The sequence below is a fragment of the Mangrovibacterium sp. genome (assembly GCF_041596335.1).
In the GTDB taxonomy this organism is placed as follows: Bacteria; Bacteroidota; Bacteroidia; order Bacteroidales; family Prolixibacteraceae; genus Mangrovibacterium.
This window is the reverse complement of sequence record NZ_JBFHIT010000001.1, coordinates 217,192-236,637: the sequence shown is the minus strand read 5'-3', so window position 1 is coordinate 236,637 and position 19,446 is coordinate 217,192. Positions and strand designations below refer to the sequence as shown.

The 19,446-nt window shown below is 45.3% G+C and carries 36 protein-coding genes; 33 read left to right on the top strand and 3 right to left on the bottom strand.

The window, feature by feature from the left end; translation table 11 throughout:
• Nucleotides 1-179: 179 nt before the first annotated feature.
• A complete protein-coding gene (locus tag ABZD21_RS00975; protein ID WP_372772170.1) occupies nucleotides 180-1,706 on the top strand; it encodes an ATP-binding protein in 1,527 nt (508 codons plus the stop codon).
• 45 nt (nucleotides 1,707-1,751) lie between these two features.
• On the opposite strand, the gene ABZD21_RS00970 is transcribed toward ABZD21_RS00975, so the two are convergent.
• Both ABZD21_RS00970 and ABZD21_RS00965 read right to left on the bottom strand, forming a co-directional pair.
• Nucleotides 1,752-2,012 (bottom strand): hypothetical protein, encoded by a 261-nt coding sequence (locus tag ABZD21_RS00970; RefSeq protein WP_372772169.1) that lies wholly within the window; start codon nucleotides 2,010-2,012, stop codon nucleotides 1,752-1,754.
• Nucleotides 2,013-2,360: 348 nt separating this feature from the next.
• Nucleotides 2,361-2,756 carry a hypothetical protein gene (locus ABZD21_RS00965; RefSeq protein WP_372772167.1) on the bottom strand — a complete coding sequence of 132 codons (396 nt, stop codon included), beginning with the start codon at nucleotides 2,754-2,756 and terminating at the stop codon, nucleotides 2,361-2,363.
• A gap of 359 nt (nucleotides 2,757-3,115) precedes the next feature.
• On the opposite strand from ABZD21_RS00965, the gene ABZD21_RS00960 reads away from it, so the two are divergent.
• The 30 genes from ABZD21_RS00960 (at nucleotide 3,116) to ABZD21_RS00815 (ending at nucleotide 16,680) form a co-directional block, all read left to right on the top strand.
• A complete protein-coding gene (locus tag ABZD21_RS00960; RefSeq protein ID WP_372772165.1) occupies nucleotides 3,116-3,679 on the top strand; it encodes a helix-turn-helix transcriptional regulator in 564 nt (187 codons plus the stop codon).
• A 65-nt stretch (nucleotides 3,680-3,744) separates the two neighbouring features.
• Nucleotides 3,745-4,014 (top strand): hypothetical protein, encoded by a 270-nt coding sequence (locus ABZD21_RS00955; protein WP_372772164.1) that lies wholly within the window; start codon nucleotides 3,745-3,747, stop codon nucleotides 4,012-4,014.
• Nucleotides 4,011-4,754 (top strand): HNH endonuclease signature motif containing protein, encoded by a 744-nt coding sequence (locus tag ABZD21_RS00950; protein ID WP_372772163.1) that lies wholly within the window; start codon nucleotides 4,011-4,013, stop codon nucleotides 4,752-4,754. The genes ABZD21_RS00955 and ABZD21_RS00950 overlap by 4 nt, the downstream gene beginning before the upstream one ends.
• Entirely contained in the window at nucleotides 4,751-4,999 is a 249-nt protein-coding gene (locus ABZD21_RS00945) for a hypothetical protein (protein WP_372772161.1), read from the top strand. Before ABZD21_RS00950 ends, ABZD21_RS00945 begins: the two co-directional genes overlap by 4 nt.
• Nucleotides 4,996-5,193 carry a hypothetical protein gene (locus tag ABZD21_RS00940; RefSeq protein ID WP_372772159.1) on the top strand — a complete coding sequence of 66 codons (198 nt, stop codon included), beginning with the start codon at nucleotides 4,996-4,998 and terminating at the stop codon, nucleotides 5,191-5,193. Before ABZD21_RS00945 ends, ABZD21_RS00940 begins: the two co-directional genes overlap by 4 nt.
• On the top strand, nucleotides 5,190-5,405 hold the full coding sequence (locus ABZD21_RS00935) for a hypothetical protein (RefSeq protein WP_372772157.1): 216 nt from the start codon (nucleotides 5,190-5,192) through the stop codon (nucleotides 5,403-5,405). The genes ABZD21_RS00940 and ABZD21_RS00935 overlap by 4 nt, the downstream gene beginning before the upstream one ends.
• 18 nt (nucleotides 5,406-5,423) lie before the next feature.
• Complete coding sequence (locus ABZD21_RS00930; RefSeq protein WP_372772156.1) at nucleotides 5,424-5,573, top strand: hypothetical protein; 150 nt, start codon at nucleotides 5,424-5,426, stop codon at nucleotides 5,571-5,573.
• A complete protein-coding gene (locus ABZD21_RS00925; RefSeq protein WP_372772154.1) occupies nucleotides 5,570-5,710 on the top strand; it encodes a hypothetical protein in 141 nt (46 codons plus the stop codon). The genes ABZD21_RS00930 and ABZD21_RS00925 overlap by 4 nt, the downstream gene beginning before the upstream one ends.
• Nucleotides 5,707-5,928 carry a hypothetical protein gene (locus ABZD21_RS00920; RefSeq protein ID WP_372772152.1) on the top strand — a complete coding sequence of 74 codons (222 nt, stop codon included), beginning with the start codon at nucleotides 5,707-5,709 and terminating at the stop codon, nucleotides 5,926-5,928. The genes ABZD21_RS00925 and ABZD21_RS00920 overlap by 4 nt, the downstream gene beginning before the upstream one ends.
• Before the next feature lie 12 nt (nucleotides 5,929-5,940).
• Nucleotides 5,941-6,189: a hypothetical protein gene (locus ABZD21_RS00915; RefSeq protein ID WP_372772150.1), complete on the top strand. Its 249-nt coding sequence runs from the start codon at nucleotides 5,941-5,943 to the stop codon at nucleotides 6,187-6,189.
• Nucleotides 6,186-6,368 (top strand): hypothetical protein, encoded by a 183-nt coding sequence (locus tag ABZD21_RS00910; RefSeq protein WP_372772148.1) that lies wholly within the window; start codon nucleotides 6,186-6,188, stop codon nucleotides 6,366-6,368. Before ABZD21_RS00915 ends, ABZD21_RS00910 begins: the two co-directional genes overlap by 4 nt.
• A 47-nt stretch (nucleotides 6,369-6,415) precedes the next feature.
• On the top strand, nucleotides 6,416-6,628 hold the full coding sequence (locus tag ABZD21_RS00905; RefSeq protein ID WP_372772147.1) for a hypothetical protein: 213 nt from the start codon (nucleotides 6,416-6,418) through the stop codon (nucleotides 6,626-6,628).
• 5 nt (nucleotides 6,629-6,633) lie between these two features.
• A complete protein-coding gene (locus tag ABZD21_RS00900; RefSeq protein WP_372772145.1) occupies nucleotides 6,634-7,089 on the top strand; it encodes a hypothetical protein in 456 nt (151 codons plus the stop codon).
• Complete coding sequence (locus ABZD21_RS00895; RefSeq protein WP_372772143.1) at nucleotides 7,073-7,777, top strand: hypothetical protein; 705 nt, start codon at nucleotides 7,073-7,075, stop codon at nucleotides 7,775-7,777. The genes ABZD21_RS00900 and ABZD21_RS00895 overlap by 17 nt, the downstream gene beginning before the upstream one ends.
• Entirely contained in the window at nucleotides 7,774-7,917 is a 144-nt protein-coding gene (locus tag ABZD21_RS00890) for a hypothetical protein (protein WP_372772141.1), read from the top strand. Before ABZD21_RS00895 ends, ABZD21_RS00890 begins: the two co-directional genes overlap by 4 nt.
• A gap of 2 nt (nucleotides 7,918-7,919) precedes the next feature.
• Nucleotides 7,920-8,096 carry a hypothetical protein gene (locus ABZD21_RS00885; protein ID WP_372772139.1) on the top strand — a complete coding sequence of 59 codons (177 nt, stop codon included), beginning with the start codon at nucleotides 7,920-7,922 and terminating at the stop codon, nucleotides 8,094-8,096.
• Between the two features lie 2 nt (nucleotides 8,097-8,098).
• A complete protein-coding gene (locus ABZD21_RS00880) occupies nucleotides 8,099-8,293 on the top strand; it encodes a hypothetical protein (protein WP_372772138.1) in 195 nt (64 codons plus the stop codon).
• Between the two features lie 56 nt (nucleotides 8,294-8,349).
• Complete coding sequence (locus tag ABZD21_RS00875; RefSeq protein ID WP_372772136.1) at nucleotides 8,350-9,570, top strand: VapE domain-containing protein; 1,221 nt, start codon at nucleotides 8,350-8,352, stop codon at nucleotides 9,568-9,570.
• Nucleotides 9,571-9,952: 382 nt separating this feature from the next.
• On the top strand, nucleotides 9,953-10,333 hold the full coding sequence (locus tag ABZD21_RS00870) for a hypothetical protein (protein WP_372772134.1): 381 nt from the start codon (nucleotides 9,953-9,955) through the stop codon (nucleotides 10,331-10,333).
• Between the two features lie 256 nt (nucleotides 10,334-10,589).
• Nucleotides 10,590-10,826 (top strand): hypothetical protein, encoded by a 237-nt coding sequence (locus ABZD21_RS00865; RefSeq protein WP_372772133.1) that lies wholly within the window; start codon nucleotides 10,590-10,592, stop codon nucleotides 10,824-10,826.
• The gene (locus tag ABZD21_RS00860; RefSeq protein ID WP_372772131.1) at nucleotides 10,823-11,011 is read left to right on the top strand and encodes a hypothetical protein; all 189 of its coding nucleotides are present in this window, start codon (nucleotides 10,823-10,825) and stop codon (nucleotides 11,009-11,011) included. Before ABZD21_RS00865 ends, ABZD21_RS00860 begins: the two co-directional genes overlap by 4 nt.
• 16 nt (nucleotides 11,012-11,027) lie before the next feature.
• Nucleotides 11,028-11,240: a hypothetical protein gene (locus ABZD21_RS00855; protein ID WP_372772130.1), complete on the top strand. Its 213-nt coding sequence runs from the start codon at nucleotides 11,028-11,030 to the stop codon at nucleotides 11,238-11,240.
• A 250-nt stretch (nucleotides 11,241-11,490) separates the two neighbouring features.
• Nucleotides 11,491-12,015 carry a hypothetical protein gene (locus tag ABZD21_RS00850; protein WP_372772129.1) on the top strand — a complete coding sequence of 175 codons (525 nt, stop codon included), beginning with the start codon at nucleotides 11,491-11,493 and terminating at the stop codon, nucleotides 12,013-12,015.
• A 78-nt stretch (nucleotides 12,016-12,093) separates the two neighbouring features.
• Nucleotides 12,094-12,471, top strand: a complete 378-nt coding sequence (locus tag ABZD21_RS00845; RefSeq protein WP_372772128.1) for a hypothetical protein — start codon at nucleotides 12,094-12,096, stop codon at nucleotides 12,469-12,471.
• Between the two features lie 67 nt (nucleotides 12,472-12,538).
• On the top strand, nucleotides 12,539-13,579 hold the full coding sequence (locus tag ABZD21_RS00840) for a head maturation protease, ClpP-related (protein WP_372772126.1): 1,041 nt from the start codon (nucleotides 12,539-12,541) through the stop codon (nucleotides 13,577-13,579).
• Nucleotides 13,580-13,588: 9 nt separating this feature from the next.
• Entirely contained in the window at nucleotides 13,589-14,542 is a 954-nt protein-coding gene (locus tag ABZD21_RS00835; protein WP_372772124.1) for a hypothetical protein, read from the top strand.
• 10 nt (nucleotides 14,543-14,552) lie between these two features.
• Nucleotides 14,553-15,137 carry a hypothetical protein gene (locus ABZD21_RS00830; RefSeq protein WP_372772122.1) on the top strand — a complete coding sequence of 195 codons (585 nt, stop codon included), beginning with the start codon at nucleotides 14,553-14,555 and terminating at the stop codon, nucleotides 15,135-15,137.
• 49 nt (nucleotides 15,138-15,186) lie between these two features.
• The gene (locus ABZD21_RS00825; RefSeq protein ID WP_372772120.1) at nucleotides 15,187-15,978 is read left to right on the top strand and encodes a hypothetical protein; all 792 of its coding nucleotides are present in this window, start codon (nucleotides 15,187-15,189) and stop codon (nucleotides 15,976-15,978) included.
• On the top strand, nucleotides 15,965-16,420 hold the full coding sequence (locus tag ABZD21_RS00820) for a hypothetical protein (protein WP_372772118.1): 456 nt from the start codon (nucleotides 15,965-15,967) through the stop codon (nucleotides 16,418-16,420). Before ABZD21_RS00825 ends, ABZD21_RS00820 begins: the two co-directional genes overlap by 14 nt.
• Nucleotides 16,402-16,680, top strand: coding sequence for a hypothetical protein (locus tag ABZD21_RS00815; protein WP_372772116.1), 279 nt, complete (start codon nucleotides 16,402-16,404; stop codon nucleotides 16,678-16,680). The genes ABZD21_RS00820 and ABZD21_RS00815 overlap by 19 nt, the downstream gene beginning before the upstream one ends.
• On the opposite strand, the gene ABZD21_RS00810 is transcribed toward ABZD21_RS00815, so the two are convergent.
• Entirely contained in the window at nucleotides 16,681-16,812 is a 132-nt protein-coding gene (locus ABZD21_RS00810; protein ID WP_372772114.1) for a hypothetical protein, read from the bottom strand.
• A gap of 83 nt (nucleotides 16,813-16,895) precedes the next feature.
• On the opposite strand from ABZD21_RS00810, the gene ABZD21_RS00805 reads away from it, so the two are divergent.
• A complete protein-coding gene (locus tag ABZD21_RS00805) occupies nucleotides 16,896-17,483 on the top strand; it encodes a hypothetical protein (protein WP_372772112.1) in 588 nt (195 codons plus the stop codon).
• Entirely contained in the window at nucleotides 17,473-19,092 is a 1,620-nt protein-coding gene (locus ABZD21_RS00800; RefSeq protein WP_372772110.1) for a hypothetical protein, read from the top strand. Before ABZD21_RS00805 ends, ABZD21_RS00800 begins: the two co-directional genes overlap by 11 nt.
• The last annotated feature ends 354 nt before the right edge of the window (nucleotides 19,093-19,446 follow it).

Below are 19,446 nucleotides of genomic sequence, written 5' to 3'. Positions count from 1 at the left end.
TATTTAAAAACATTTTAAGTTCGTTTTTTAACAACAAGAAAAAGCTTTTTTTGAAATAATTAAATACCTTGTAACGAGTGGGTTTTAGTGAGTGTCTGAAACTAAGCTGCGCGCAAACACATTCGGCTTTAATCGGCTGCCGGGGCGCACATACAGTATGAATGCTATACGATCAATAGATGGGAAATCAGGGAAGTGAAAAGAGAGACCGTGGAAAACTGGTGAATTTAAACAATCTAAATTTATCGGCCATTTTTGAGAATACCACGGACAGTGTGTGGGCGATTAATCCGAATTATGAAATCTTGTATGCCAACAACATTTTTTCGACCGCTTTTTATGAGCATTTCGGAATTCCCATTTGTCAAGGTACAAACCTGCTTGATTCGCTTCCCGGACCAATCAAGGCGGTCTGGAAATCACGCTATGACAGAGCTCTGTCCAATGAATCATTTTCGTTCGTTGATCATGTAGAAGTCGGGAATATTTCAACCTACATAGAGGTGTTTATGAATCCGATTGTTTCTGACGGAATCGTAGTTGGAGCGATGTTTTTTGGGAAAGATATTACAAAGCGAATGCAAGATGAAAAAGCATTGATCGAATCACAATTGCTGCTAAAAGCCAGTTTGGAAAGTCAGCGCGATACCATTCTTTTCTCAATAGATAAAGCCTATCGATATCTCTATTTCAATTCGGCTCATGCTCAAGTGATGAAACATGCCTATGGTGCGGAAATAGAAATTGGAATGAGTATTTTGGATTGTATAACCAGCGATGATGATCGGCCTGTTGCGAAAGAGAATTACGACCGTGCTTTGCGAGGTGAATCTCATTGTAATGTTAGGGAGTACGGAGCGAAAAATTTAGCGTACTACGAGAGTTTTTTTAATCCAATATACAATGATAAGAATGAGATTATTGGGGCTACGGCTCTGGCAAGAGATATAACAGAACGGAAAAAGACAGAGCTGGCTTTAGTGGCCAGTGAAAGGGAATTGAAAGAATTAAGTGCGACCAAAGACAAGCTTTTTTCGGTTATCGCACACGATTTGAGGAGCCCGTTTAGCAGCATTCTCGGGTTAAGTGATTTGTTGATTGAGAAATCAAATGATGCATCATTTGCTGAATCCGGGAAATACCTAAACCTGATCTATTCGTCGGCCAAAAACACGTTGATTCTGTTAGACAACTTATTAAACTGGGCAAAGCTTCAAACCGGAAAAATTTATTTCAATCCGGTAGGGCTCAATTTCTCAGTGATTGTTTCGGAGGTTTTAAAGCTTGAAACAACATTGGCAGAGGCTAAAAATATCTCATTAAATTATTTAACAACCGACCCGGTTGTTGCATATGCAGACGCCGAGATGCTGAAAATAGTTTTAAGGAACCTTATTTCCAACGCAATCAAATTCACAAGGCCGGGGGGTGAAATTCATGTCACAGCAAAGCAATTAGGAGACTTTATTGAGATTGATATTACGGACAATGGAATTGGGATGAACGAAGACCATCTGGAAAAATTGTTTCATCTATCATCGGATACACGCACTCTGGGGACGGCCAATGAAAAAGGTTCCGGTTTTGGTTTGCTGTTGTGCAAAGATTTCATTGAAAAGCACAACGGAAAAATCTGGGCTGAAAGCAAAGCCGGAATAGGAACTAGCTTTAAGTTTACCTTGCCAATTGCCGAACGACGAATTTGAGCCATTGTCGTGCACCGACAGGTAGCTGTATTTTAGTTCATTCGTTTAGACAACCTGTTTTTTTCTGTCATCGTCAAGCGGTGTCCAACCGTGCAAAAGCTTGGCAGTGTATATTTTTATCAGTTCTTCAGCCTTGGAATAATGTTCCTTCTTTGTCTTAAGGACCGATAAGTCTTCCTGATATCGCTTACGCTTCATTTTCCCATCTCTGGGATCGCGGTAACCTAACTCGATCCACCACGGCTTTGAAAGATCCCCACCTGCATCATACAGGTAGGGAGCTCTGAAAAGTTTTTGTCGGTTCATCTTTCCATTTTTTTAGCGTCCCCACGCATCAAAAACTTACCAGATACACGAACAGATACGTTTTCCTTTTCTCAGAGATACATCTTTAAACTTGTAGTAGCTTGAAGTTTAAGGACTTATATAGTTGTTTTTCAGGAGATTTTTTTCTCATGCAACTGCTTGTAAGTCAAGTAGTTGCATGAGAAAAAGTGGAGATGCCGGGAGATTACTTAGCCCGGTAGCGTACGGTAAATCAATAAGTTGGAATTTGTATCTCGTAGTTCTTTTCGATGTTTTGTATCTAGTCATGTATCTCGGGCTTGTTTTCGAGTTAGAGATACACGTATTATTTCTGGCGCTTGGGCCACACTATTCGTAAGTTCCGTTCTTCAGCCCAGGTTGGTTTCCCCGCAGGTTGCTGATCAATAGCTTTTGTGTTTCTATCGTTTCCCGCTGTGCTTGGATTGTCCGATCCTTGTCTTCCAGTCGCTTTTCCTTCTCGATACACTCCGGACATTCAAATATTTTTACCTGCCCTTTATTCAGTTTTTGTCCTGGTTCCTGCACTTCATTTTTTGAAGTGTCAAAAAAATAGTGCAGTGGTAAATGGAAGTGGTTTGCTATCGTTTCCAGAGTTTCTACAGTCATTGTCTTCTTTTCCATCATCGACTTAAAGCCTGATGGAGACATACCTGACGCTCGGGCCATAGCCCGCTCGCTATAATCTTTCGAAGTAAATAAAGACCAAACCTTATCGTAGTTCATTATTTAGAATTATTCCAAATACACTATTTGTCGTGCATTTAGTGTTCGATAAATAGTGCACGTGGTTGAAATATCATACATTTGTCATAGAAAACTAAGCAAATTATATGAGCAGCACAACAGTAGAAAGTATGAATCTTCTGGCACAGAAGAACACCGAGCGGATAAATGCGGTCTGCTCTAAGGATTTGAAAAAGAAACTTGATAAGGCTTGCAAGGCACTCAAGTGCAGTGAGTCATTCTTTATAAAAATTGCACTGATCGAGAAGCTTGATCGGATGCAAGAAAAATAAGGCAAAAAACAAAGCCCGTCTTTCATTCTTGGCGGAACTCTGACGGGCTTAAAATCAATAAAGATTATGAGTGTAAATGTAATGAAAATTAGTGCCTCGGCAAAGTTGCCGGCAGGCATTGTAGAAGGTACTGAAGCCTTTTGGATTAGTGGAGAAAAATGGTTGATACACGAAGGATCGACGATGAAGTTTACCGAGGCTCCGGCCAAGGTTCAGAACATGATCGTTGAGATTTTTCGGAATGATGACCAGGCAAGGAAGATTCTGAAGAAAGAGGGACTGGTAAAGTTTAGTGAGCAATTTGATGCCTGGTACAAATGCAGAATCGGTGCGCTTGATAATACACCGGATTTTTTGAATGGAAAGTTAAACGTCGATGCATACAATAGTGCATGTACCGACATGGAATGTCCGATGCGGGGCCAATTGTGCAGTGTATCTGCAGGACTTCGGAACTACGAGGTCCAAACAATTAAGCTGCTGCAGCAGGGATATTCTGTAAAGAAGGCAGCCAACAAACTTTCGTTGTCTCATGCGGGAATGAAAAGCCGTGTCGAGCTATTGAAGCAAAAGTTTGATGCCGCAAATATGGCCGAAATGATAACGAGAGCCACAGCATTAGGAATTTGAAAGCGTCCCCACGCGATAAACCAGGATCGGGGATTCACGGATCCCCGGTCCATAAAACAAGAATCATGTACTTTGAACAAACACAATCGCAGCCACAACTCTTCGCCATGCAGGATATATCGCGCGAAGAAGCTGAAATGTTGATCCAGGCCATTATCGCCCTCAAGGAGGCCAAGTATATGGATCCCGAGGAGTTTGCCGACGAACGCCGGAAACTTGAAGAACTCTACAAGAAAATGAACCACGAACTGATACGTTCTCATCTTGCCCGGGTAAATGGCCCAAATTCAGTTCCGAAACAGAAATTATTACCCCAAAAATCGCAAACGCTATGAGTAAGCCGAAGAGTAGGGTAGACGATCCCCGGGTGAAGGTGTATAAGAACGGACTGTTCTACTACCATTTCCTGAATAAGGAACGCCTGCACCGCATTTACTGGACAGAAAAGCACGGCCCAATTCCGGAAGGAATGCTGCTGGTGTGCAAAAGTGGCGACACCATGAACCCACATCCCGACAACTGGGAGTTGATGACACCGCAGGATCATCTGAAAAAGATGCGCGAGAATGTGCGGAACCAGGACAATCCTGTTGAGATTCGTTGCTCAAAGTGTGGTAAGCAGATCAAGATCTCGGACCGTACACGACGCTTATGCGACGACTGCCGGATACAGCGCAGTATTACTTACACCAAAACGTGCGCCGAATGCGGTACACAGTTTCAAACCACACGCAAACGGACAGTAACCTGTTCTGAGGCTTGCACCAAAAAGCGGAGCTACCACAAGACCTACGAGAGCTTTAAAAGGCAAAAGCAGAAACAAAAGCAAAAGCCGGTAAAAACCTCCAGCGGTGACCGCCGTGGAGTTGAAACGGTTCCGGTAGATCAGATGTTCGAGCTGAACCGCAATGCACCAAAGCACGACCGGGAAATCATCGAGCGCAAAGGCATCGAAAGCCCCGATCTGTCGCAGATGGAATACAAGGTTTACGATCCAGCGCTAAGGATCACCCGCTACTTCCGTTCGAAAGAACGCTACGAGAAATTTCTAAAAACCAAAAAACAGGAAGCATGAACGAAGCAACCATTCAATATTTCAAGGAAAAAGGACATTCGATAACAACCGACGAGGTTATGTTGCAGAAAAGCGAAAAGCAACCCGACCATCTATACGTTGACGAATGCGAGATCCACCAGTTCAAATGTGGCGAGTACCTAACGGTTATCGACCCCGATTACCTGGAATGGCTGGAAGAAAAAGCCGAGAAGTTGACCCGAATTATTAACGCCGTGCAATCGGAGCTAAACCTGAAGGTATGACCGAAACAGAACGCCAAATCTTCAATCTCGAAGGTGACATCTATGTGCTGAATATGCACCTGAAACACGAACAAAGCAATAGTAAATACGACCTGTCAAAATCGTCCGACGAAAAGCAGAAATCTATTGCGAGACTCAAGACCAGGATAACTGGTAAGCAAATCGAAATTCAAAAATTAAAACAGCAGTTATGAAAATAGAACACTTTAAAATAGGCACCCCAATTACAGTAGACTTCGGAAATGGAAACCGTCACGAAGGCTTCCTCACCAGTAAACCATTCTCAACCGACGACGACGTGGTGTGCCGCGTGTCAGACCTGGAAGATCCTGTCCCTGTCGATTTCATCGATAAGCGCGAAATTGTTGTCAGCGCTCAACCCGAAACTCAAAACTTTAAACTCTAACCTTTAAACTAACACACCATGCAAGATCAACTTACCCTTATTCAATTCCGGCAAGTTCGCAACGAACTCCGCTTATTTACAGCCGTGTGGCGCTGGACAGCCCAACACAATCGCCGGGCACGGCTGGCTAAACGCCGGAAATCAACCAGTAAAAATGTATTCGCATGAAACCAGTATCCAGAACCAAGCGGCCAACAACCAGTAACCACGAAGTATGGGTAACCTGCCTCGACTGCGAACAGGTTTACGACATCCGCGCCAAGGGATGCTGTCCGCAATGCGGATCAGATAACTGGAGCCTATGAGCCGCAATAATGGAACCTACAACCGCCGGTACTACCTGCACAGGCGCATCAAGCTAGCCGGGTTCTCCATTCATTACGGCGATACCGAACGCACCATTTTAGTGCGGGAACAACAGATCCGAAAGGCACAGACCAACAAGTATGTGGCCGAACTGCAACGCGAATTCAACTACGGAATTCAACTACTGAACCCCATGATGGAACAGGCAAACTCGTAAAAAGTAAATCGAATGTCAACCGAATTTCAACCCCTCGAAAAAGTGATCGTTACCCGCAACTTCGGGCAACAGAACGGACGCATCGTCGGCATTAAGAATGATCATTCCGGTAACACCACCTATATGATCGAACTGGTGTGCAATGACTTTAAACCGCACGTTTCCGGGTCGAAAATCATTCGGGTAAGTCCGGCCGACATCGAGAGCCGACGTGTCATACTGGAACATCACCGACTAAATAAGTTAAATACCGCAACATGAACAACAAGGAACTCAGCAGGCAGTTCGATACGCAGCCCGAAACGAAAGGCTGCCGCGGCTGCTGGTTCTTCGAGACTGATCACCTCGAAACCTGCATTCAGATCGTACCCCTTTGCCGGGGACTTATTTATGTACCCAAACAAGTAACTAAAAAACAATTCGCTGGCGCGGATTTGTAATCCGTGCCAACTCGAAACTTTAAACTCGAAACTCAAAACTGTTTATTATGCAAACACCCATAAAATCGAAATTCAACACCACCAAAAGCAAGTGGCAAGTCGTTAAGAGAACCCCAAAAGGAGCATGGGAAGTACTGAGCAACCAAACCTACGAAAGCGAGCAAACCGCCGACGCGATGGTCGATTGGTATTTAAAAGTGTACCCGCTTAGCTACTGCCGCTCAGCAAGTAACCAGCAACAAGTAACCAGCAACAAGTAACCAGCATGAAACAAAAATGGGACGAATACTGCGCTCAAATCCGTGTGCCCGACGAACAACTGGAAACCTTCATTGATGCCGGAGGCCTGAGTTCCCTGCAAGGAAAAAAGCTGAAAAAATTTACCGACGAGTGGAACCGGATGAAAAAGCTGGCCGAAGCCCTGGATAAATTCATAACACCGGTTGACCCCATAAAAGTGGAAAGCTGGTGCGACCAGGACGACTTTCGGTACATGTGGCGCATGTGGAAAGACTACTTGATGGAGCAACACGGTTTCCTGATCCGCAGCCGAATGGAACAGGCCTCGCTCGATTTCCTGCAGGAAATTTCGGAAGGCAATGTCGATAAGGCAATATCCTGCATCCGCTTTGCCATGAAGGGCGGCTACCGCAGCTTCTTTAAAGTCGATGAAAAAACAAAATCACAACCCGAAAAAGTAACAAATGAAGACACTTGGTAACCAACTCGCACAAATGCAAAAGCCAATACAGCAGGTTGAGCTTGACATGCAGATACAAGCCCAGCAATTTGAACTGAGAACCTACAAAAGCCAGTTCGAAATGAGCTACGAACAGTTTAAAGAACTGCTCATTGGTTATGCCAGCAAAATATTGCTAAAACGATCGGTAACAACTCCGTATGTAATAGACAACCACAACGGCCCCGTCATTAAACAGCTATACTACTACTTTACGAACAATCCGCTTTGCAACTGGAACCTGAATGCCGGCCTGTTGTTTGGTGGCAAAGTTGGCTGCGGAAAATCGGTACTTATGATGGCTTACCTGGAACTTAGCAATAACTACAGCCGCAAGATCACAACAACAGTACACTCAAAACGGCTGGCCGACTACCTGAAAAGCCGTGGATTAGAATCGTGTGTTCGCCGCCCGCTGTTTATTGACGAGCTGGGCCGAGAGGAAACCGAAACAAAAGATTTTGGCAATGTAATTAAACCAGTGATCGACCTTTTCGCCCTGCGCTACGAATCGGGAGCACGTACCTACGCCACCACAAACTACAAGATCGATGCCCTTGAAAAGTTTTACGGCGACTTCATCCGCTCACGCATGGAAGAAATGATGACCTATGTCTTTATCCCAGGCGAAAGCCGGAGATTAACCAACCAAGTAAAACAAGCACGATGAAAAAGCAAACCGTAACAGCCATTTTCCCGGGAATAGGTAAAGTGGAGATCAGCAGGGAACGAGCTGACCAGATCCGAAGACTTCAACGGGACATTCGCGAACGCAAAGAGAAAGAGTTACAAACCAATAAAAAGCAATAAGCATGGCAATCGTATTTTTAAACGAATGTGCTGCCGATGGCTGCTACAAAAAGAACCTTGGAAACGGAAAACAAATGTGTGCCGAGCATCAGGATAAGTACGATAAAGGCGAACCATTTAAAGACTTCTATGGGAAAACTGTACTGAAAAAGGAATTTCAAACCAATAAAAAGCAATAATCATGGATATTTTAATTACTAAAATAGAGGATTTAATTGGCGATTTAGATACCATGCTGTGGCATCTAAAAAAAGAGAATACATCCGATATTAGAGATACGGTTTCTCATCATGTAGGGCTTTATCTAAATATACCAGACGACTTAAAAGAGTTAATGGATGAGATCATTGCAAAGCACGGAGAAGAAAAAATCTAGCTAATCCAATCCTCTAACCGTGGCCGGCACATCCGGCTGCTTACCTCACGAATGCTATGGCCAATAAATTTTCACAAACCACTGTACCAACGAACGGATCGAACCGGGTAACGCTGGTTAAAGAGTTCCTGTCCGAAAACTACGATATCAAAATCAACATATTCGACCGCACCAAGGTGATGATTGCCGCCAAAACCCGCGAATATGAAGAAGAGATCAATATGGATGACATTTCGTTGCACATGCTCGAAGAAGGCATTACCGGCTGCGACTCTATTCTGAAGAAGATCATCACCAGCCCGAACCAAACCACGCCCTGGAACCCGATTATTGAATACTTCGAAGGATTGCGCAAAGCCTACAAAGGAACATCGCATATCGACCTGCTGTGTACCTTCATCCAGGCGCACGATTTTGGCGATCAGGAAGAGGCCGACTACTATCAAAAACGCCTGGTGTACACCCTGCGAAAATGGCTGGTGGCTACTGTTGCCTGTGCCCTGGGATTGAAAGCCAACGACGCCTGTTTTACGCTTGTAAATTCCGACGAAGGGATGGGTAAATCGGCTTTCATCGAATTCCTGACGCCGGAGATCCTGAACGGTTATTTCACCAAGTCGGTAAAGGATATGAACTATGCCGACCTGTTTACCACCAACCTGTTTATCAACTTCGACGAAATGCTGGGCATCACTAAAAGCACTGCCGACGATTTTAAGAACACCTTGTCGAGCCAGGTGATCAATGTATCCAAACGCTTCACGGTTGCCAAACAACGCTATGCCAGCGCCTATGCAACGTCCAATTACGACGACGAACGCGGCGGGTTCCTGTTGCCCGAGTTCAGCTCGCGCCGGTTTGCGGTGAATAAGGTGGATGTGATCGATTGGGAGGGCTATACCAAGGTGGTGGATGTGGACCAGATTTGGGCCGAGGCCTTGATGCTGCTGGAGCAAAACTTTGAGTTTGCCTGGAATGCCGACGACTACCGCGAGTTTGCCGACTACAACAGCCGGTTCCTGGTGCAAACATCCAGCTACCGGATCGTGAAAGAATGGTACCGCGTTCCGGAGCCGGGAGAAGAAGATCTGGCGCAATTCAAACAGCCGCTCGAAATTCTCCGCGATCTGAAAAAAGCCCGGAAAGTAGCCAACAGCCAATATACCGTTACCGACGTGAATATCGGTATCGCTCTGAAACAACTCGGTTATACCCGTTTCGGAAAGAAAATAAACGGAAGTACCCGGTACGGTTACAATGTCATCCCACTTTTTTAAATCAATCCCTCAATTATTCAATCCATCAATCCTTAAAACTTTGTCTATGATCAATAATAAAACATTCAATAACCTTAAACTCTATTACTCTTTTTTAAAAACTAATACGCGCGAAAAAATATTAAAAATGACTTACAACCTTACAACCTCGAAAAAAAATCTTCTGAAACACCTGTATTCATGCGGCTTTGCGGGTTGTAACACCACTGCAAAAATTAGGTTACAACCCACTTACAACAGCTTACAACCTCAAAAGCACTTACAACCGTTTTCTGGTTGCAATATGCTGAAAATAAAACGGTTTGCGCTCGGTTGTAGGTTGTAACCGACTTCGGGAAAAATTTTATAAAAACACGAATTTTAATACTAAAACTGAGAAATTATGAAAATCGAAGAATTCAAAGAGCAGATCTCTGCTATCGGCATGCTTAATTTATGCGACCTGCAAATTCAAATCTCGAAGAATGCAATCATCCACTACGTCGAAGGTGAAGTTGATGATTGGGATGAATCGAACCCAGAAAGCTTCAAAATGAAAGAATACACGGTTTCGGTTAGTTTCTATGGGCAGCAGTATTTCATCTGGATTAAAGAAAAAGATCTGCAGAAAAACTATGGCTCTTTTTGTATGGAAGGACATTCCGATCTTTTCGATAGTTGCGAAAGTGCTTTCGAGAATGACTACTGGGAATACCTGCAGCAACTTTGCCTAAAGTGTGGCGAGCTAATTAAGAAGTATGAATTGAGTTTATTGGAGGAATAGCCATGGGTGAACTAGTTAACGGTGCAAAAATAGATATGCGAAAGGAGTTTCAACCAGAAATTGGAGAAGTAAAGGAATGTAAGCGTAATTTCGATCGGTACTACGATGTTAAAGTTGGCAGCAGGTACCGGGTTGAAAATACATATTCTTTTTACGGTCTGTGTAAATCGATAGTGATTGATGTAGAGACAGGAACGAAACATTATTGTGCATCACAATGCTTTGATAGGATTGAATCAACCACGACAAAAGAACTATGAAAACAGCACTCTACCTGATCCCGCTTGCGATCCTATTCCTGTACATGGCTTACCCGGTTATTTCGTTTCATCCGTTTCGGGTGCAGTTCGAGCGGTGGCCGCAAGCCGTTGGAACAATCCTGATGTTGATCGCCATGCTTTGTTTCCTGGAACAAGGCCGCCGCGATGGCAACAAGCAAGCCATTGAAGTAATGAAAGAAGTTTATGAATCAAAACAGAATCAAGAACAATGAAAGAAGCTATAGATATACTCACCGCTGAAATGCAGAAATCGATGCATTTATCTAAGTATCCGCAGGACAAACACACTGAAAAGAAGGCAACAATAGATGTTTTACTTTCAACTTCAGACTACCATAAAAAGAGAGCTGAAGAGTTAAAAAAGGCGATTGATGTACTCAAAGACGAACTGAATTAAAACCGAATTAAGAATAATGAGCCAACAAATTGAAATCAAGATCGACCGATCCACCTTACCCAGCGACGGGCAAAAGGTAGAATGGCAAACCTATGAGGATTTGAATAACCAGAAATGGAAGCAAGGGATATATCATGAAGATGAAGAATGCTTCAGCGAACATTTCGAAGATATCGCAACCAAATGGGATCTGGTTTGGGATGTCTTCCACTGGAGACCGATAGACTAATTGGCAATGTGCATTTTTTGCACATTGCTTTGAATGACCGCTAACATTAAGCTAAATTCCGTTTTAATGGAATTTCAGCGGCTGTTAGCGGGCGTTCTTCTCGCTTCCGAATGGTAACGAAATCGGCTTCGTTGCCATTTTTGTTTTGTGCTCAAAAAATTCTGTGTTAAAAAAAAGCAATCTCCACACATACATAAAATAAATGCTTGTATAATAGAGGTTTGGTGATTATTTTTAAAATAAAACTCGCATGAATATCGACCTGTCAACCAAACCAAAGATAGTGGTAGATCTGCCACCGGTGATTGAAGCTTACTTGCGATACCTTTTCAAAACTCCGGCGAAACAGAAGGAGGTAGTGATCCATCGCCGTTACTACGAAGGCAAAGCGGTTTACGCCAAAGTGATGCCGGTGGAGTATCCTGTACGGCGACCTTTCACGAATAACCCCGTCACCATAATTTTACCGGAGACCCGGAATAACAAGTACGTGCTTGCCTTCCGCTATTACACCATTAGTAAGATGGCCGAGGAACAATTGGTGGACGACCTGGAGCAAATGCTCAGCCGGTGGATGTACGAAAAGTTCAAGCGCGGTTACGATGTAAAAGGGTGGGACCAGGAGTTGATTGTGAATGCCATTTTGCGCGGCTTCAACTTGCGGAAAAATGCGGCAAATTTCGAGGCGGTGAAAAAATATGACTACCGAAACAGGGTGAGAGTAGAGGAAAAACAGTTCGAAGAACTGGTAATGTCCGAGTTATTAATGCGTTAAAAAAAATATCGGATTTATACGTGAAAAACAGTTAAATAAGATTCCAAAAATGGAACGAAACTACTTAAAAATCAAGCAATGAACAGTGCGGTAATTACGAAAATCGAAGTCCGTTTAATCGGAGAAGAATCATTCACTGAGTTGCCCCAAATTATGTATTCGGCAAAACTGACTGAAACGGTCGAACGAAACCGGGGAGGATTGCTGTACCAGCTTTCATGCCCGTTCAATGTGGCTAAAGTGTCGGCCGCCAACGAATCGCAAATTGAAAGCCTGGTTAACCGCAAAGCACAATTCCGTCTAACCGATGGCAATGGCGTGGTGCACCTGGTCGGTTCGGATGAATACCCTGCTCGCTTGCTTCACCAAAAAGGTTTGAATGGCACGCCCGGAAGCTTTAACGGTTACGCATGTAAAATTACCTGCACATCAACAAACGCCAGTCTCGTTTCGTAATTACCAAGTCCTTTATTTAGGCTCGTTCGTGCAGTAATGTTGTAATGTACCAATTACAACATTCAGCATGAGCAAGCAAATCAACTATTACGACATCATTCAGAACAAGGCGACGAAGGTTGCCGAGGTGCTGATTTACGGTGTTATTGGCGAAAGCTGGTGGGAGGAAAGTATTACGGCCCGTCAGTTTGTGGCTGATTTCCGCAATCTGGAAAAGGACCACGACCAAATCAATGTTCGCATTAATTCACCGGGCGGATCGGTTTTCGACGGTCTGGCCATTTTCAATGCCATATCGAATTCCTCCAAAGAAATCCATACCTATAACGATGGTTTGTGTGCTTCCATGGCATCGGTGCTGTTGCTGGCAGCCGACAAAGACAAGGTACACCCGGCAAAGAACAGCTTGCTGATGCTGCACTCGCCTCTTACAGGCGCCTGGGGAAACCGAAAGGAAATAGAAAATGCGCTGAATGTGCTCGATAAAGTGCAAAAAGCATTGGTTACCTCCATTTGCGACAAAACCGGGATGGACGAAACCGAAGTGGAGAATACCTACTTTGATTATACCGATCACTGGTTGACAGCCGACGAGGCTCGCGAAGCCGGATTTTACGACCAGGTGGAAGAAGACGAAGTGGAGAATGTGCCGCAAAATGCTGCTGCCATGAAATTCACTGATCTGGTAAAACAGTTCGAGCCGGCCGCGACCATTTTTCCCGACTGGATCAACCGGGTTGCTCCCAAGCAAAATCACTCAAATTTTATTGATATGGACATTAAAAAGCTACGCGACGTGTACAATCTCACGGAAGAGAAGTACCCGACCGAGGACGATGTGCTGAACTTTGTGAAAGATCAGAAACAGAAACTCGAAGACTCAGAAGCCGCCAAAACAAAGGCTGAAACCGACCTTGAAACAGCAAACCAAACCATTGCGGATAAGGATGCTGAAATCGCTGACCTCAAAAAAGAACCAGGAGCCAAATCGGCAACTGTGAATAAGCCCACCGACAAAAACAAAACCGGTGAAGATGAAGACAAGCCCGCTGAAGATTTCGGTGGTGCGTTTGCTGCCTGTATGGAAGTGTTGAACCCTAAAAAATAATCCTGAGCTATGGCATTAACTATTGCACAAGAACTTATTGACGCCGGAACGAAGTATAAGAAAGAGTTACTGGCGATGCCGGTAGCCGTACTGGCTAAAATCTTCCCTTATTTTAACCTGCAAACTGGTATTCAGGGGAAAACAAGCGGAGGTATCCTGACCGTTGACGCTCAACTGCGTCCGTATCGTACATCGAAAGATGCTGCCGGAAGTGTAGCAATCAATCCTTACGAATGGGAAACATTCCTGGGCGATGTCGTACAGGAATTCGACCCGAATACCTTGTTAGGTACGTTGTATACCGAGGCTACAGCGTTAAAAGCTGATAAAACAAAGATCGCCAAACTGGTTGCCATGGAGATGGTGAAGAAAATTGGCGAAGCTTTGTATAATGCAATGTTTACGGCTGTGCGTAATCCTGCGGGTAATACAACCGCTGATCTCTTCAATGGATATGCAACGCAGATTGCAGCCTTGATTACTGCCGGTGACATATCTGCAGCGAAAGGAAACCTGCTCGATTTATCGGCTACTCCAATGACAGCCGATAACTGTGGCGATCAGTTAAAAGAGTTTTACAGGGGTGCCGACCCGCTGTTGAAAGACGCAAATACTTTTAAGTATATGCCGACTTCCATCCGCGAGATGTACGAGGATTGGTACCAGGTAGAATACGGACATGCTCCGTGGAATTCCCAGTTCGCACAACGTAAGTTGATCGGAACGGAGGATAAGTGCTCAATTGCCTCTTTGGGTAACATGGGGGGAACCAGCTACATCATCCTGTCGCTGAGAGAAAACATGAAGATCGGTGTTGACCAGATGTCAGACCAGGAAGATGTTGAGATCCGCCGTGTGGATAACCCGAAAGTTGTCCAGTTGTTTATGAAATCCTACTTCGGTGTAGGTCTCGAAACCGTTGACAAACGGGTGTTCAAAGTGTTGAAGTATGCAACCGCTTAAACTGTAAGTTATGGCAGATATTTTTGAAGATATGCAATGGGCCGACGGGAAGATTAACCCGTCGGGCATTGCCACCGAGCTTTTCTATATTCCAAAATCGCACATCAAAACCTTTCCGGTTCCGGTAGCTGCTCCGGCAAATGCCTCCGAAAATGTTTCGCTTGACGGCGACTTTGAATTGGTAGCCGGAAAAACATGGATGCGCCTGCACTCGACCCAGGGCAAGGGAAGTGTTACTTTCGAGAAAACCGGGGAGAAGGAGTGTGGTATGGTGCTGAACAAAGGAACCTTTAAGTTCCCGGATCTGAGCGATGCCGCCAAGAACCTGGCAAAGAACTCCATCAATGCCAGTATCATCTTTGTGGCTAAGCTGCCGCACCAAAGCGAAAAGCGCTACGTGGTGCTTGGCAATATTGACTACGACAGCGAAGTTGGTGTAAACGGTACTTCGGGCGACGAGCCCGGATCGGACAAAGGGCTGACCATTGAGGTGACTGTGCCCGATTTTACGCCACTGCCAAATTACGCGGGTGCCCTGGTGTTGAGCGACGGATCGCTCGACTGTGCAACCGGCGTATTTACCGCAAACCCATAATGTAACGGTTCCCCTGCTCTCACCGGGGGAACCTTTAATCTTTCAATTTATGGCTAAAGATGATTTGACAAAAACTTATAAGGACGAGATTGCGGCCTGGCTGGAATCGGAAGAAAAGGACTTTGATGCCGGTTTCGAACTTTTTGTGCGTTTCGGTCATAACCGGGCTGTGGCCATGTTCCTGGCACGTAAGCGCAAGCTGTCGAAGCTGGAATACGAACTGCAGAAAATTGCCGAGCGGCCTTTCATTAAAGAAGCTCCTGTGATGCCCATAAAACCGGTTCAGCAGGTGTTGGCTGTTGCCCAGGCGAAAGCTAACGGTACACACGAAGCCGACGTGAAGCTTGCAGAACAAGGCAAGGCGCTGGCAGCTGCCGACAATACCATTAAGTACGACGATCTTCCGGAGGAGCTGAAAAAGCTGTACGACGATAATCGTGAGTCGTACAAGAAGATGCGTGCGCTGCATGAGAAGATGAAGCTGGCCGAAACCGACGAAGATCGGTCCGAGCATCGCAGCGCGCTGGTTTACCTGGATGAAAAGGTGAGCGAGAACTGGAAGCTAATTGATGACTACCTGGCCGGCAAAAAGCAGGAATCGACCGAACAACAAGCAACTGAAGCTGCAGAAATCGCCAAGGAAATCAATGCTGCACGTTCGTACCTCTCGCGGAATGTGAAAGGCTACGCGAAGCTGAAAGGCGACAAGCGCGAGAAAATGTTCGACAACCTGAAAGAGCGGGTTGAGATCCTGAAAAAGCACAAAGCGGAGATCAAGAAAGAAACCCGTGAAGAGTTGTTTAAAATCGGACTTTTTACCGACTGGCGTGAAGCTCAATAAAACAGGTGATGACAGCTACTGGTACCTGACCGACGATGTGCAATCGCACCAGGTATTCGATTTTTTACTCCAAAAAGTGAAACGAGCCGATAAGTTGATTATTGGCTCGTTTGCTGTTACGGAGGCTTATGTGCGCCGGATCATCCGGAACCGGCACCGGGTTGATCATGTGGAGCTGATCCTCGATTTCACCATTGCCAGTCGCAACCCACGCATCATGCTGTTTGCTGAGACGAATGCCGATGCACTCTACCTGACCAATAACCACAGCAAGTTTATCTATGTGCGGGGCCCCGAAAAATCGTATGTGGCTATTATGAGTAACAATGCCACCAACAACCACCGGTTCGAGTCGGGCGTGATCCTTTCCGATCCGGCATTTATTTCCGACTTTCTCCTGGGAATCGATAAAATGAAACAGCAATGCCACAAACAGAAGTAAGTATCCTGGACCAGGTGGAAGAATATGCCAGCCTGTTCTTCACTGTCGACGAAATAGCCCTGCTGATTGATCGTGATCCGGTAGACCTTCGCCGGGAGATCCGCCACGGGAAAAGCGAATTGGCCCGCCGTTACCAAAAAGGAAAACTCGGCACCATGCTCGAAATGCGCCGGGTAATGGTTCAGTTCGCCAAAAAAGGCAGCCCGCAGGCGGAAATGATCCTCAAAGAATTCTTTCAAAAAATGGAGGGCAGTGAGTGATCAAATTGTTGTGGCGAATGCCAACACGAACAGCAGGATGATTACGATGGCAACCGCAATCGTTTCTTTTTTTGAATCAGCTTCGAACCCGGGGTAAAATAACTTTACAAATTCGGTTAGGATATTTCTCATCTGTCGCTTTTGGGTAGCAATACGAAACAAATGAATGTTTTGTTGTCCTTCAAAATCTCCCCGTCATACTGCACCTTAGTAGCATGAGCCGCAAAAATAACCTGGACAAGTTTCGCGATGTGCTTTTCACCGATCTGCGGGATGAAAAGATGCAGGATTTAACGCCGGTTGAACAGGAACAACTGAAGCGTTACCGTTTTTGCTTTTCCTACAGCCTGGAGAATCCTTCCATCCCGGATAAGGTGCTGCGCGATTACCTAATGTCGGAATTTCAGATTTCCGAAAGTCAGGCTTATCGCGATATCCATAACATTCGGATCCTGCTCGGTAACGTGCGCAATGCCGGAAAGGAGTGGATCCGATACCTGGTGAATGAAACCCTGAAAGAAGCCATTGAAACGGCCAAATCGATGGGCCCGAAGCGGCTGAAGGAGCTCATTATGGCAGCCGATAAGCTCGGGAAGTACAATCGCCTGGACAAGGAAGATGCGCTCGAAATTCCCTGGGATGATATTCTACCAATCCCAATTGAACCGACCAATGATCCAACCATACTAAAGATTAAACCGCTGGAGAATAAAGAAGCGGAGATTGAACGGCTGTATAAGAAGTATCGCGGCGAAATTGAGTTGGAATACATCGACTACGAGGAGGTGAAAAATGACGACTGAAACACGCAAGGTCTACTTCAATAACCCGCAGCTGGAGTTTCGCTATACGGCTGCGCACACCAGTTCCATTGCCGGTGGCCGGCGTTTGGGAAAATCACGCTTTGGCGCTCCATGGCTACTGCGAAACCTTCAATATATGCCCCGTAGTGCCGGCGGTATTGTGTTATCAACCTTTCAGCAAGGATTGACCCGCACACTTCCCGGCGTGTTCTCCAGCTGGCGCGATATGGGCTTTAAGCGCGACATTCATTATGTGGTCGGTCGCCGTCCGGAGAAATCGATGGACTTTAAAAAGCCAATTGATGAGCCGGCAAGTTTCGACCATGTGATATCGTGGTACAATGGATCCATCCAGTACCTGATTAGCCAGGATGTTGCCGGATCTTCCAACTCGCTGACCCTGCAATACCTTTTTGGCGATGAAGCCAAGTTTCTGAACTACGAAAAGCTGAAGGATGAGACCATTCCAGCCAATGGTGGATTTAAAGGGCCGTGGGCAAACTGCCCGTGGCTGAACTCCATGCTTTGGATGAGCGACATGCCGACCAGTAAAAAGGGCTCCTGGTTCTTGAACTATCGCGAAAAGATGGATGCGGAGCTGATCAATGCCATCCAGTGGCTGGTGAAAGAGATTTGGGATCTGAAGCAAAAGCCGCAGAACACTTATACACAAAAACTACTGGCGCAATACCAGCGGCGCTTGGCTGAATTCCGTTCGATTGCTGTTTATTACCGGGAATGGAGCTCCATTGAGAACATCGAGCTACTGGGGAAAAAGTACATTGCCCAAATGAAGCGGGACCTGCCGCCATTGGTTTTTCAAACTTCAATCCTTTGCGTTCGCCCCGGAAAGCTTAAGGATGGCTTTTATCCGTCACTCAGCGACGAAAAACACCTGTACACAGCCTTCGATAACTCGTATCTGCAAAACCTCGGATATGATCTTGAAAAGGCCAAAGATCAGGATTGCCGGCAGGATGGTGATGTGGATCTGGATAAACCCATCTGTGTGGCCTTCGACTATAACGCCAACATCAACTGGCTGGTGGCCGGACAAGCAAGCGGCATGAAAGCGATGGTGCTGAAATCGTTTTTTGTGAAGTACGAGCGGAAGCTGCGCGAGCTGGTGAATGACTTTTGCAATTACTACCGGCACCACCATACCCGCGAGGTGGTGTATTATTACGACAACACCGCACTGGGAAGCAACTACGCAGTCAACAACGAGGACTTTGCTTCGGTCATCTGCTCCCAGTTCAACAAAAACGGCTGGCGGGTACATCGGATTCACATCGGGAACCCGGTGCGCCACGATGAAAAATACCTGATGCTCGATCAGGCATTCAAAGGGCAGAAATACCTCTATCCCCAAATCAACGAGCAAAACAATGATGCGCTGTTGGTGGCGATGCGCCAAACCGGAGTTGTAGTTGGTAGTCGTGGTTTCCAGAAAGACAAGTCTGGCGAGAAGCTGGCCGAAAGCGAAGAAGACTTGCTGGAATACCGCACCGATGGCACCGACGCCTTTGATACTTTAATGCTGGGTATGTTCCTTTATCCGTTTGCCGGTGGAGGCAGGGGAGTTGGAGCCGGGATTATTAGGGGGTAAAATGCTTTATTTTTCGTTAACTTTTATGCAATCTGCCATTCCTAAATTTATCGTTTTGGTAAACTTATTTTAATTATTAAAAGGTAATCTGTCTGTTGCTCAGGCAATTAACCTACTGAAGTTGATAACATTGGGCTATTACGCGCTTCTTTGTCGAAAAAAGAGGCTCCTTTTATTGTAAATTTGTGTAAAGCATTCGACAAAGAAAAACCAGTCGGTCTAGGACTGGTTCAAATTCTTTAGGTAAATGTGGTGTTCAAATTAAATTCGAATAAAGTGAAGAAGGTCACATTTTCTCACTTTTTCTCACATTTGTTTCACAAAGGTGGAACATTTCAGAGAGTAAAACAAAAG